Genomic DNA, 14,363 nt, shown 5'->3' with positions numbered 1-14,363 from the left:
ATGGCGGCGCCGGCGACGGAATCGGGCCGGCTTCCCGGCTTCTTCGCGCGTTTTGCGCGTGAAGCCCTGTCCCGCCGGCGGCGCTCCGCGAGGCCTGGCTGGCCGCTTTCAAGCGGCTTCAGGGCTTGCCATTGCGCATATCCTATTGAATTCACAAACTTAATGGAATATGTGCTGCCGGTGGTCTATGCTCTTCTGATCAGTCTCTAGCGCCCAACCGACGCGTTAACTCCTTTCCAAGAAAGGAAGTTATGATGGTTACCGAACTTGCGCTCGTGGATTTGTTCCGCCCCTATCTGCTCAAGGGCGAGAACACGGATTGGCATGCCGTGCTGTCGGTGCTCTATGTGGAGAGCTTCGAGACGGCGTTTGGCTCCGAAGGCACGGTCATCCGCGGCGTGGCGCGGTTCTCCGGCGATGTGGAGATCAGCTTCGATCCGTCCAGCGGCACCTTGCGCGCGGCGGCGTCCAACACCGAGGGGCATCCCCGCTCCCAGCCCGGACGGCGCGATCCCTGGTTCGACATCACCGACACCCACGTGGACTTCGCCCTGTCCGCGCCGCGGGCGGCGGGCGCCATCATCGCCAACGGCGTGGGCGGCATTCCCGGCGGCGACGCCGCTTTCGCGCCGGTGCGCGCGGTGCTCAACGCCTGGGACCCGATTCCCGGCGACGCGCCGCCTTCGGATTATCCCGGCACCGGCTTCACGCTGGATCTGGTGCTGGCCGGCATCGTGCTGCGGCCGCCTTTCCTCAAGCCGGCCAAGATGGAGAGCGACGGCCTGCTGGTGCCGGACACCTCGCGCAGCGACGTCTTCTTCACCCTGCCCAAGATCAAGCTGCGCCTGGCGCAGGGCAGCGACGCCGCCGCCGTGCTGGACGTGTCCATCGCCTCGCTGGGCGTCACCGGCATCGACGATCCCGGCGACATCGGCGCCGCGCAGCTGATCACGATGACCCCGCCTTACGCCTTCGTCGGCGACGGGCAGGTGGTGGGCTTCGGCTTCCGCTCCGCCACCCTGGACCTGGCCGACGGCTACACGCCGCCGGAGGTGCTGGACCAGTTCGGCTTCGACGAGAGCTGGACCGGGCTCTATCTGCCGGAAATCCGCCTGTTCGTGGCTCCCAACGGCATGCAGGACTTCGCCGTGGACGCCGGGGTGCGCAATTTCCTGATCGGTTTCGGCCAATCCAGCGGCGTGACCGGCGATTTCGAGCTGATGGTGATCAACCAGGGTGCCGGCCAGCTCAATGTGTCGGCGCGCTTCTTCACGCCGGACGGCGCGGCCATCGGCATCCGCCGCACCGGCGAGCACACCGCCGAGGCGTCCTTGCCGGCGCGCACGCGCATGGTGATAGACATCACCGGAGGGCGCGCGCCCTATGTCGGGCAGGCGAGTTTCGGCGGCGGCGCGCATAACGGCCTGGTGCACGACATCGACCTGTCCGGCGTCGCCGACATGAGCATAGGCGTCACCGCCACCGACGCGTCCAGCCCGCAGAAAAACGCCACCCTCACCATCACCGCGCGGCGCGAACAGGCAGCGCAGAGCCTGCCCGCGCCCGGCGCAGCGCCCGGCCAGCCTGCCACGGTGCGCACCACCTCCATCACGCTGGAAGGGCAGCCGCAGACCACGCCCGAGCTGCTGCTCGTGCGGCAGGACGCAAGCTCCGTCACCGTCAGCCTCAACCCGGCCAACCCGGCCACGGCCTGGACCGTGGACGGCGCGGCGCAGAGCCCCGGCGCCACGGTGACGATTCCGGTGGCCGCCGGCCAAACCAAGACGATACGCGCGGAACTGAGCAGCGGCACCGTGACCGGCATTACCTGCTACTACCGCTTCGATCATCCCAAGGACAGCGACCCGGCCGACTACGCGCTGATTCCCGACAACACCAACAGCTCGCCGGCGGTGGACCCCAGCGGCAGCGCCGCATGGACGCCGCCGGCGACGCCTTTCCTGCAGCAGTACCGCGCGGCGCTCAAGCGCATTTCCGCCGCCACGCTCACGCTGACCGGCGCCGCCAGTTATGAGGGCGACGTCGCCAAGGCCAAGTACAACTACCTGCTCTCGCGCCGCCGCGCGCGGGCGCTGCAGCAGATACTGAGCGCGGAGGCGGCCAATCCGGACGCCAATCTGCGCATCCCCAGCTTCACGCTGACGCTGGAGCCGCCCGACATCGGCGCGGCGCCTCCGCCGCCGGCCTGGACCGCGGACTGGCAGACGCACTCCGGCGCGCGCAACCTGTGGTGGAAGGCCAGCATCGGCGGCTTCGGGCCCATCTCCTTGCCGGGCACCGTCACCCAGGGCGACACCACGCGGCCGGCGGCTCCGCCGCCGCCGCCGCCCACCATTCCCACGCGAGATCCCGCGCCCGCCGCGCCGCCGCCGCCGGACTGGTTCCGTTCCGCCGCGCTCAAGGTGCGCATCGTGCGCGACCAGTTCGTCGCCATCGAGCTGAGCGGTTCCATAGACTTCGAGACCGCGGCCGAGCAGCGGCTGCGCAACGGCGGCGTCGCCCAGGGCGACATCCCCACCTTTCAGGGCCTGGGCAGCCAGAACCCGTCGGACGGCATCGTCAACTACCAGATCCTCTACCAGCGCGATCCGGCCAGCCAGACCGATGAGGTCAAGCTCTACCTCGGCGCGGATCCCAACGACCGCGACGGCCTGGTGATGACGGGACAGCTGGCCGGCCAGCCGCTGCAAGCTCCCAGCACCGGCCGCAACGTGCTGGGCATGACCACGGTGTTCACGCCGCTGCTGGCCGCCACCGCGCCGGCCAATCCGGCCGACGGCGACGTCGGCGCCCTGGTGCTGACCGGGGCCGCGCTGGCGCTGCCCGTCGCGCTGGCGGAGCTGGGCTTGTTCAATGTGGAGCGCGTGGTGCTGTACGGCGGCGAGCTGCACGTGACGACGCGCGCTGGGCAGTGGGTCTCCACGCTGCTGTTCGACGTGGAGACGGCGCTGTCGGCCAATGTGTCCATCGGCGGCTTCCAGCTGCTGGAGATTCCGCGCAACAAGCCGCTGGCGGTGCGCTACAAGGCGATAGGCCTGCAGATGGGCTATCCGCCGGGCTCGGCCAACCGCTTCCAGCTGCGGCCGATGTTCGATTCGTCCAAGGGCTATTCCATCGACCTGTCGGGGCCGGGCGCGGTGCGCGTGCCGGACCCGCTGGGCCAGATCATCCAGGTGCTGGGCGCGCGCATCGCGCGGACCAATCCGCTGACCTTCGAAGCCGACCTGGGCTTCGCGGTCAATCTGGGCGTGATCACCATAGAACGGGCGCGAGTGCGCCTTCCGGTGGACCCTTTGGGCCCGCCGGAACTGACGGCCTTCGCCGCCAGCCTGAAGGTGCCGGGCACCATCGAGGGGCGCGGCTATATGGAGATCAACGCCAACCCGTTCGAGATCAAGGGGCAGATCGACGTATCGCTGGTGCCCATCAAGCTGCGGCTGGCGGCCGGCATCGCGGTGTCCGACATCCCGGCGGCCTCGGGCGGGCCGGCCACGGCGGTGGCGATCGCGCTGGAGCTGGAGCTGCCGGTGGCGATACCGCTGGCGCAGTCCGGCTTCGGCATCTACGGCTTCCTCGGCCTGTTCGCCATGCACTACACCCGCAACGAGGACGGTATCACCTCGCTGACGCCGGCGCTCACCTGGCTCAAGGAGCGCGCCCAGGGCAACCCGACCAATCTGCAGGCGTGGAAGCCGCAGATAGACCACTGGGCCTTCGGCGTCGGCGCCATCCTGGGCACGATGGAGGGCGGCATCATCTTCAACGTCAAGGGGATGGTTCTGCTGGAACTGCCGGGACCGCGCCTGCTGCTGGTGGTCAAGGCCAATCTGCTGGCCAAGCTGCCGGACCTCAAGAACAAGAACGCCGAAGGCACCTTTCTGTGCGTGATCGATCTCGACTTCGGCCGCGGCACGCTGACCATAGGGCTGTCCATCGATTTCAAGATTACCCCCATCGTGCAGATCACCATCCCGATCGAGGCGTATTTCAACCTCAATCACGGCGGCGACTGGCACGTCTACCTGGGCACCTTCCCGGGCAGCGACACTCTGGGCCGGCCGCTGCCGGGCCCCATCCACGCCAACATCCTCAAAGTGTTCGACGGCCAGGGCTACGTGATGGTGTCCGGGCACGGCATCCCCGCGTACAAGGGCTTGTCGGCGGTATCGGGCGTGGGCTTGGCGGTGGGGCTGGAGGTGTCCATCACCTGGGGCAACACCTCGATCAATCTCTACCTGCGCGCCACCGCCGGCTTCAACGCGGTGCTCGGCTTCGACCCGTTCTACGTGGGCGGCCTGCTCTACGTCCGCGGCGACCTGCACCTGTTCATCATCAGCATCAGCGCGTCGGCGGATCTGACGGTGCAGATAGGCACCAAGTCCGACGGCTCGCAGATCTCGCGCATAGACGGCGAGATCTGCGGCGAGATCGACCTGTTCTTCTTCAGCATCAAGGGTTGCGTCGATTTCCACATCGGCGAGCAGAACCCCATCATTCCGGCCGCGCCCGAGCTGATCCGGGCGGTGAGCCTGGTCAGCCGCTCGCCGGCGCTGGTGGTGGGCACCGGCGTGGACCGCGGCATCGATTCGAAAATAGGCGACGCGGTGCGCCAGGGCGCGCAGCCGGCCGCCAACGACCCGGCCCTGCCGGTGGTGCCGATAGACGCCATTCCGGTGATCACGATGTCGGCCACCCCGGTGGACGACGCGCTGACGATATTGGGCCAGACGCCGGGCGGGTCGCCGGGCGCGCCGGCTGGCGGCTTCGTCAAGCGCGGCGACTACGCCTACCGCTACGACGTGACCGCCGTGGAGCTGACGCGCGCCGACGGCGGCGTCGCGGTCGGCCCGGGGCCGACGCCGTCGACCTGGTGGACGCTGAACGACCCCACCGAAGGCAACCTCGTCGCCAATCTGTCCCTGCTGAACTGGGTGCCCAACCCCACGCCCAAGGCGCTGGAGCGCAGCCAGTTCCTGGAAGAAAACATCACCGAGCGCTGGGGCACCGTCTGCCACGACGCCGCGCCCGCCGCCGCCGTACTGTGGACCTTCGAGCACGAGCCCACCGGCCCGTCGGAAACCGGCTGGCAGGTGGACGGCGTCGCCTGGCCGGACCCGGACAAGACCAAGCGCTCGGAAGCGCCGGATCTGGAGCTGGACGTGAGCGAACGCTGGCGCACCGGCAAGCGCCAGCTGGACCGCCAGCGCGGCATCGTGCCGGCCGTCATCGTGGGCGCGCAAGTGCCGTGCCGCCAGAAGCCCGGGCTGCCGCCGGTCACCGCGCCCGCTGGCGCGGCCGCGACGCTCAATCTGTCGGGGTTCGCCGGCCGTCTCGCCGCCGGGCGCGCGGTGCTGGAAGCCGCCACCGCGCCGTCCATCGCGCTGCGCCGGACCGACCGTATCGACGTCGCCCCGGTCGCGTTCGCCGACACCGTGCGCCAACTGGCGAGCAGCACCGTCATCAACCGCGCGGCGCTGACGCAGATCAGCGCCGGCCTGGCCACGCTGGGGCCGACCGCCGCCGCGCCCGGCGCCTCCACCGTGCCGCCGCGCCGCTGTGACAGCCGCCTGCTGGCGTCCCCGCTGTACGACATCGGCCTGCCGGTGGTGTTTGGCGACAAGCGCCGCGCGGGCGAGGTGGCCGCGCAGCTGGAGCAGGCCGGCTTCAAGCAAGGCCCGCTGGACGACGTGATCGTGGTGCACAGCGGCGCCATTGTCGATGGCCGCATCCTGCTGCTGGCCCGGCGCGAACTGCCGCCCAATCCCACGCCGGCGCGCGGCCTGGTGCTGCGCCTGCTGGACGTGAACGGCGCCGAGATCGGCCGTCGGGTGGTGAGCAACGCCGACGCGCTCGGCCTGGTCGGCCTGCCGCCGCGCTGGACCGACGCCAACGGACCCTGGGTCGATCCGGTGTCGCACGTGGTGCTGCAGGCCCAACTGATGCAGGCGCAGGGCTATCTGCCGTATCTGATCAAGCTGGACAAGGCGGAGAAGCTGGACCGCATCGAGATAGGCGTGCCGCACGCCAAGGACCCGGCCGCCGCCAAGAAGCGCGAGGTGAGCGGGCGTCCGTACTACGTGGCCGCGCTGGAATTCACCCGCTGGGGCGAAGTTGTGCGCGAAGACTGGGATCAACGCCAGACCCAGCGCAACCGCGGCGTGCTTGAGCAATTGCTGGGCGGCGCCAGCGGCGACGTGGCCTTGCTCGCGCCGGACGAGCTGTACCACCTGAGAACCACGGTTCATATCCGCGCCCGCGACAAAGCCGGCAATGAAACCGACGGCGGCGCGCAGACGCAGGACTTCTGGTTCCGCACCGACGCCCACAGTCCCAAATCGCTGGAACCGTGGATGCTGTGCACGCTGCCGGCCGCCGACGAAGCGCATTACTTTGGCGAGGAACACGTGCGCCTGGTGTTCGGGACCAACGATGTCGACAAATTGTGGGGCGCCTACGGCAAGGAATTGCGCGTGCGCCTGAAAGCAGCCTCGTTCGCCCAGGTGAACGTGCCGGGCATCGAGCATCCCGTGCCCATCGTGCATCCGGCGGGCGACGAGGGAGGCATCCAGCCCAAGCTGGGCGATGTGAAGGCGAGCGTGATGTCGCCGTTCGAAGGCGCGCTGGTGGACAAACTGGCCGAGTTCGGGCCGTGCATCCCGGTCAATGTCGACCGCTCGCGCCACAGCGAGCTGACCCTGCCTATCCCGCTCGACCCCTACACCGACTACGTGCTGGACATCGAAGCCGTGCCCATCGGCGCGCCCAAGAACGCCGTGGGCGAGCGCGTGCTGCGCCGGCATTTCTCCACCGGCGCCTTCGGCACCTTCGACGCCTTCGCCGCCGCCTTCCAGGGCGTGCTGACCGAGCACCGCTACGCGCCGGTGGGCGCGATGCAGGGTGTTTTCGCCACCGCCGCCTTCGCCAGCCGAGACCCACAGGGGCCGGAGCTGGACCAAGCGATGATGGCCGCCGGGCTGGAGCCGATGCCGGTACCCAAGGACCCGCGCATCGTCGTGTTCTGGGAGCAGGCGAATCCCGCGGCCACGCCGCAGCCGGTGGCGGTGATGATAGACGCCCCCGAGCCCATGCACCGCACCCGCCCGCTGCCCAGCGAGGAGTCCAGCGACGACACCCCGCCCAGCAAGCGCTGGAAGATGACCGAGCAGGCCTGGCTGGATCTGACGCCGGCGGACGACAACGCGGCCAGCGTGACCAAGACGCTGTGGGCCCCGGGCGATCAGCGCGCGCTGATCCGGCTGGGCGCCGGCGCGCGCGGCCAGCGGCTGCGCCTGGCGCTGGTGCGCAATGTCTTCAAGGCGGCTTATCTCGATGGGGCGGGCGCCGCGCCCGTCAAATTCGTGATCGTCGACGAACCGCTGGCGCACGCGCCGTGGGAAGAGTTCTGAGGAGCCCCGCGATGGCCACCCGTATCTACGACCCAGCGATCCTGAACGCGCAAGGCGCCCTGGTGGATTTCAGCCTGCTTCTGCGCCAGCGCGGCGGGGCCAACCCCAATATCGGCGCGGCGACCATGGTGCCGCCCAAACGGCGCGCCTTGCTGCTGCGCTGGCAGACCAGCCCCGCGGCCGGGCTGCCCAGCGAACCGTTCAAGGTTTGGCGGCGCCCGGCCACGCCGCTGGGCCAGCCGCATCCGGTGGGCTACGAAGAGTTGGCCTTGCCGCCGCTGTTCCGCATCATTCAGTTCGACGCGCCGCTGGCTTCGGCGCGGCTGACCGTGCATTCGAGCGCCGGCGGCATGGTCAGCGTGGCCGTGCTGGCCGGCCCGCCGGTGCTGGAGGCCATCGTGGCCGTGCAGTCCCGCACCCTGGCCGCGGGCGGCGGCGACACGCTGGAGTTTCAGGCGCCGCTGATCACCGGGCTGATGCTGGTCAACGTCTCCAGCTACGATCCGCCCACCGGGCTCAACGCCGACGAACTGGAGAAAGTGGAAGGCTGGCAGCTGGTGGAAACCGTGGGGCTGCCGGTGACGGAGGCGGACTGGGCGGGCCTGGGCCAGCGCCACGGCGTCAAACAGGGCAGGGTGGGGGCGGAAATGCCGGCGCAGGACGCCGCGGTGGACCGCTATCAGCGCGGCGTCAATCCGCTGGGCTGGTGGCCGGCGTTTCCGGACGCCGCGCCGGCGCCGATGTGGCAATTGCCGGACCCGGCCAAACTGGTGGACGAAAGCGCCACCGAACTGCTGCCCATGCTGCATGACGTGGCCTCGCTGCCGCCCAACCAGCAGGCGGCCAAGCGCTTCACCTTCACCATCGATCCGCCGCAGAACCCGGCCGGCGAAACCATGCCTGCCACCGACCCGGGCAAGGCCGATCTCTCGCCGGTGGGCTTGCTGGCGATGGCGGCGTCTACCGATCCGCTGCTGGCCGTGACGCTGGGTTACGGCACCGGCTACGCGGACGAGGACATTCCGCCCATCAATTTCGCCAGCAGCCAGCTGTTCGGCGACTCCAGCCGCAGCGACTGGGACTGGCTGATCACCGGCCTGTGGGACAAGGGGCTGGACGGGGCCTCGGCGCCGGTGGAGTTCGCCGCGCTGGTGCCGCGTCCGGGCATGGTTTTGCCCGCGCCCACGCCGGCGGATTTCGCGGTGGACTTCCAGGCCAATCTGCGGCCGTCGCTGGCGGACCGGGACTGGCTGGCGTCTATCCGGGCAAGCTGGGAGCGCTTCCCGCTGAACCAGCTGAGCGCGGTGGCCAGCTACGCCGCGGCGCGGCGGCGCAACGGCGCGCCCGGCGCGGCCGAAGCTTTGCTGCAGAAACACGCGCAGGCCGGCGGCCATCGCCCCATCGGCAGCGCGCGCAACGACCGCGACCCGGAGCCGACGCGGCAGAGCGCCACCGACGGCGCGCTCGCCGTTCCCAACGACCCGGGCAGCGTGGCCATGACGTATGCGGCGGCCACCCAGAACATCTTCGGCGTCTGGAGCCCGTGGGCGGCGGCGGCCATCACCGTGGGCCAGCCGGAGCTGTCGCCGGTGCAGTTCCTGTCCGCCGATCTGCGCGCGACGGATCCGGGCAGCGGCAGCGTCTGCGCGGCCACCCTGGTGTGCGACATCTCGGTGGACTGGCGCGTGCGCACCCCGTCGCGGATAGATTTGCGCGGCCGCCTGTTCGCGGCGGCCACGCGCAGCAGCGCTCCGCCGGCCGCGCCCGCGCCGGCGGGGCTGCAAAAATCGCTGGGCGGCGCGGCGGCGGCCATGCAGCTGACCTTCGCCGGCGACGCGCCCGCGCTGGCCGGCGGCACGGTGGCCGCGCTGGACGCGGAGGGCACGGCGGTGGTGACGCCCGGCCACGCCGCGCAGGGCAGCAGCCGGCGCTACCGGCTGACGATTCCGGGCTTTTCGCTGGACTTCGGCGCCACGCCGCATATCGGCCTGGTGCTGGAGGCGCGCGCGGTGGAGGCCATCGCGCCGCACCGCAGCGGTCCGTGGTCGCCAACGCCGCGCCTGGCCTACGCCTCGGACCCGCGCGCGCGGCCCACCGCCGTCGACATCGTCCAGCTCGCCAGCCTGCCGGACGCCGCCGGCGAATGCCACGCGCAGCTGAGCTGGGCGGCGGTGGCCGGCGCCGTGGGCTACGCGGTGTACGAAAGCACCGAGACCCGCATCCTGAGCAGCCATCCCGGGCAGCCGGAGCCAACGCCGGAGCGCACGCTCAGCCAGCGGCTGAGCACGATCAAGCAGGCGTTCAAGACCAATCCCATCCGCCGCGACTTCATCCGCCGCAACGCCGAACTGATCACCGTCACCGCCACCGACGTGACGATGCCGCGCGGCTCGCGCGACATCCACGTCTACGCCGTGCTGCCGATGATGGCGGGCGGCCACGAGGCGCCCTGGCCCAGCGGCCCCAACGCGGATCAGGCGCTCATCGCCTATGCCGCGCCGCGCGTGGCCGAGCCCGCGCCGCCGACGATAGAAGTGCAGATGGTGTTCGACAAGCCGCCCGCCGCGCCGGACTACCGGGCGCGCATCCGGGTGGGCACGCGCGGCGAGTCCGGCGCGCGGCCCAAGCGCATAGACCTGTACCGCGTGCGCGTGGACGACGCGGCGCGCGCGCTGGACAGCATGGGCCCGCCGATCGCCAGCGTCACGGCCAGCGGCGGCGGCTGGACGGTGAGCGCGCCGGACGGCGGCGGAGACTGGATCGCCCGCCTGGCCGGCGAGGACCGCCCAAGCGGCTCATGGCGCAATGTCTGGTATCGCGCCGTGGCCTGGAGCGACGACGACGCGCTGCGCGGCGTGCTCAAGGGCCGCTCGCGGCCGTCGCCCGCGGTGTCGGTGCTGATCCCGCCCGCCGGGCCGCCGGATCTGTCCCCGCTGACGATGAGCTGGCCAGGCGGCGACCCCGCCGTGGTGCTGCTGCAGTTCAGCTCCAGCGCGCCGGTGGCGGCCACGCCGGCCGGGCCGCACCTGCTGTCGGTGGAGGCCTCCTTGGCCGGCGGCGCGGCGCTGTTGCGGCGGCAATCCGCGCTGGACAAGCTGGGCCTGGCGCCGCCCGTCACCGGCACGGACGTCTGGCGCATAGACGGCGCTCCCACCCAATACCGGCTGCTGGTGCGCCGCGCCGCCATCGGCGACGCGGTGTCGGTGACGGTGCGGATGACGGATCCGCTGGGGCGCGCCAGCGAGCGCACGCTGGCCATTCCGTCCGGCTCCGTCGTCCCGCTGCCGCTGCTGTCGCCCATCGCCGGCGCGGCGCTGTCGCCGTCCGGCAAGGCCTACACCTTCACCAGCAACGCGCCGGACAGCGACGCGGGCGGGGTTTACCGCCTGCGCATCGAACTGACGCCCGAACCAGCGCTTCCTCCGATCACGCCGATACCGCCGATCCGGCCCTTGCCGCCCATTCCGCCTATCTCGCCGCGGCTGCCGCCCGGGCTTGGCGGCATAGGCGGCATAGGCGGCATAGGGATACCGCCCATCATCATCGGCCCGCGCCCGTTGCCGTCCCAGTTCAAGCTGATCAACGGGGTCTATGTGTTCGAGGCGGAGCTGGCCTCGGTGCCCACGGTGTCCGGCAGGCCCGCCCTAGGGGCGTCCGGGCCGGCGGTGGCGCGCCAGGCCGCGCCGGCGCGCGACCATTTCGCCATCGTCACGGCGCTGGCCTTGCGCGGCGTTCTGGTTCGCATCATCACGCCCGACGGCCGCACGGTCGAACAACGGGCTCACGGTTAAGGAGCGCGCCATGGCCACGGTTTTCACGCTGACTCCCACCAGCGCCGCGCAGGCGCTCAAGGACCACGGGCTCGACGCGCTGGGGCTGACCGCGCTGCGGCTGGGGCCCAGCTGGGGCGGGGCCAACCCCGCGTTTGACGGCGCGGCGCTCACGCTCACTTTTGCCGGCGCGCCCAAAGCGCCGTGGCGCGGCATTCTTGAATACCTGGACAGCCTGTCCGCGTTCCGCGCGGCGGACGGCGCGCCCTTGACCGGGGCCGGCGCGGCGCTGCGGCTGCATCCGCAGGCGGCGGCGCGGCTGGAGGGTCTGGCCGCCGGCCGCTACGCCGCGCCCGGACAGCCCCAGGTGCGCGCCGTGCCGCATGTGATGGTGATCCGCGGCCTGACGGGCAACGTCTCGCCGCACAGCTACGATCCGGGCGACGCGCTGCCGGCCGGCGCGGCGGGCGCGGCGCTGAGCTTTCACGATGCGCGCGGCCTCATCGTCGACCCGGTCGCGGTGGCCGCGATGCTGGACGATCTGCAAACGGCGTTTCCCGCGCTGGATATCAGCGCCGGCGGGGCATCGCCCGCGGCGGCGGGCGGCGTGCGCAGCATTGCCGGGCTGGCCGGCGGCGTGCTCGCCCAGGTGGTCACGCTGCACGGCCGCGCGTTTGCCGCGGCGGGCGGCGGCCCGGGGGTGGAAAGACAGGCGTCCGGCGGCGGCTCGTCCACGGCCTTGGGCGCCGGAGGGCTGGTGGCCATCAGCGCCGGCCAGCAACTGGCGGGAACCGGCGCCAGCGCGGCGGCCAGGCTGCGCCTGGGCTGGGCCGGCGGCGGCACGATGTCGGCCGGGCCGCTCACCGTGCCCAATCTGCCGGCGGGGGTGACGCTGGCGCGCCAGTTCGTCCGCGCCTTCGCGGTGGATCTGGATTGGCATTTGCGCGGCAACCGCGGTGTCGCCGAGATCAACGGCATCCCCGCGGACGACCAGCGGATACCGGCGGACCTGCAGCCTCAGGTGCGCGACGGCGTGCGCATCGATTACCTGACGGACGGCCCGGACATGCTGGCCGCGGCGTCGCAAGTGGCGGGGCGCATGATGGGGGCCGGCGCCGGCGCGCTGATGTTCGCGGTGTCGCCCACCTTTGAATCCGGCGTGGGCACCGCCGCCGCGCCGGGTGCGGGCGCGCACTGGCCGGCCTTTCCCGGCCCCAACACCAATGCCGGCTTTGGCGCGGGCATGGCCCCGCCGGCCGGCGTCACCGCCACCTGGTCCGGGAGCAACGACGTGGTGGTGGCGATCCCGGCCGATTTCGCGCCCAGCGGCGCCACCGTGCGCGTCTTCGCGCAGCGCTTCCAGCTGATCCAGGCCATAGGCGAGGAGCAATCCTTCCTGCGCGCCGACGGCGGCGCGGCGATCGCCGCGGCGGGCAGTCCGGTGTCGGTGCTGGTGCGCAACCCGTTTGGCCTGAAGCCCGGCGACCCGCTGCCCAGCCCCGGCACCCTGGTCTACGACCTGGTGATCGTGCCGCGCGCCGGGCGGCGGCGCATGTGGGCGGCGCTGCGCGCGGCGATCGCGGTCGGGCCGGCGGCCGCGCCGGCCGACCCGTTCGCCGCCGGCGACCCGCTGGCGGCCTGGCCGGACAACATCAAATCCATCTGCCAGGTGCCGCTCTTCGGCCTGCCGCGCACCGTCACCCCGCCGGGAGGCTCGCCGGCCACCGCGGCGGACCTGGCGCGTGCGCTGCTGTCCGAGACCCAGCCGCGCCAAGGGCCGCGCATGCCCACCATGGCCCGCTTCGATGCCATGGTGGTCACCGGCATCCCCAGCGCCAACGTCTCGGCCGGGCTGGACTGGGACGCGGTGCTCAGCGGCGGCCGCTGGGCGCGCGAAAGCCGGTCCGCGGACCACGCCAACGCCAATCCCGGCAACCCCGCCGGCCCGGACTCCCATGCGCCGGGCGTGCGCGTCACCGGCGCGCTGGCCTACGACCTGGCCCAGCACGCGCTGCGCCGCGCCCAGCCCATTTTCCCGCTGCCGGGGGGCACCACGCCGGGCTGGATCGCCATGTCCGGCGGCAACAACTTCAACCCGCCGACGGCGGCGCCGGCCGCCGTGCCCGGCACCTCTTCCGGCGTGGCGCTGGAAACGGTGTGCGCGGTATGCGAGACGCCGGAACTGTCCTTGCTGCCCGACGGCAATCCGCTGGGGTCTTCCTCGCCCATCACTTTCCAGAACCTGCTCAACCAACTGGCCACCGCCCTGGGGCTGGGCAGCGCGCCGTCCATCACCGTCTCCAACGAAGACCGGCTGATCAACGCGGTGCGGCGCGAGTTCTTCGTCTCCAAGCACGGCAACCGCGATTCGCTCTGGGCGCTGACCCGCGCCATCGGCGAGGCCGACGAGCTGATCTACATCGAAACCGCCGGCTTCGCCCGCACCGCGCGCCCCAGCGGCTCGCCCGCCGCCTACGAGATAGACCTTGCGCAGAAGATTGCGGACCGGATGGCGGCCAACCCCAATCTGAAAGTGATTGTCTGCCTGCCGCGCGAGACGGACTTCGCGCCCGCGTACGCGCCCTTTGTGCGCCGGGCGATCGCCCAGCGCAAGGACGCGGTGGACATCCTGCAAAGCGCCGGCGCGGCGCGCGTGGCGGTGTTCCACCCGCGCGGCTTCCCCGGCCGCTGGGCGCAACTGCGCACCACCACCGTCATCGTCGACGACGTCTGGTGCCTGAGCGGCGCCACCCATTTCCGGCGCCGCGGCATGACTTTTGACGGCAGCATGGCGGTGGCCTCGTTCGATCGCGACATCGCCGGCGGCTACAGCCGCAAGGTGAGCGCCTTTCGCCGGCAACTGATGGCGGCCAAGCTGCAGGTCAGCCCAACGGACGCGGCGGGGCTGCCGGCCTCGGAATGGCTGCGCCTGCAATCGCCGGCCGCGGCCTTTGACCTGATCTCGGATTTACTGATGCAAGGCGGCCTCAACCGGCTGGCCCCGCTGTGGCTGGGCCCGACGGACGCCTCGGTCATCCCGCAGAGCGACGATGTCGCCGACCCGGACGGCGCCGCGGGCGCGTCCGGGCTGCTGACCCTGGCGGGTTTGCTGAGCGAGAGCAGCACCTGAGGCCGGGCGGGGCAGAGCGGGGAGGCTCTGCGGGCT

At 71.5% G+C, this 14,363-nt stretch carries 3 protein-coding genes; all 3 read left to right on the top strand.

What is annotated here, in order from left to right; genetic code table 11:
* Window positions 1-254 precede the first annotated feature (254 nt).
* The 3 genes from JW897_RS04995 to JW897_RS04985 are packed head-to-tail and all read left to right on the top strand — an operon-like array spanning window position 255 to window position 14,327.
* Window positions 255-7,427 carry a hypothetical protein gene (locus tag JW897_RS04995; protein WP_205465352.1) on the top strand — a complete coding sequence of 2,391 codons (7,173 nt, stop codon included), beginning with the start codon at window positions 255-257 and terminating at the stop codon, window positions 7,425-7,427.
* 11 nt (window positions 7,428-7,438) lie between these two features.
* Window positions 7,439-11,218, top strand: coding sequence for a hypothetical protein (locus JW897_RS04990; RefSeq protein WP_205465351.1), 3,780 nt, complete (start codon window positions 7,439-7,441; stop codon window positions 11,216-11,218).
* A 10-nt stretch (window positions 11,219-11,228) separates the two neighbouring features.
* Complete coding sequence (locus JW897_RS04985; protein WP_205465350.1) at window positions 11,229-14,327, top strand: phospholipase D-like domain-containing protein; 3,099 nt, start codon at window positions 11,229-11,231, stop codon at window positions 14,325-14,327.
* Window positions 14,328-14,363 lie beyond the last annotated feature (36 nt).

The sequence above is a fragment of the Chromobacterium alkanivorans genome (assembly GCF_016937655.1).
In the GTDB taxonomy this organism is placed as follows: Bacteria; Pseudomonadota; Gammaproteobacteria; order Burkholderiales; family Chromobacteriaceae; genus Chromobacterium; species Chromobacterium alkanivorans.
The sequence above is the reverse complement of the archived record's forward strand: the minus strand, read 5'-3'. Positions and strand labels throughout refer to the sequence as shown.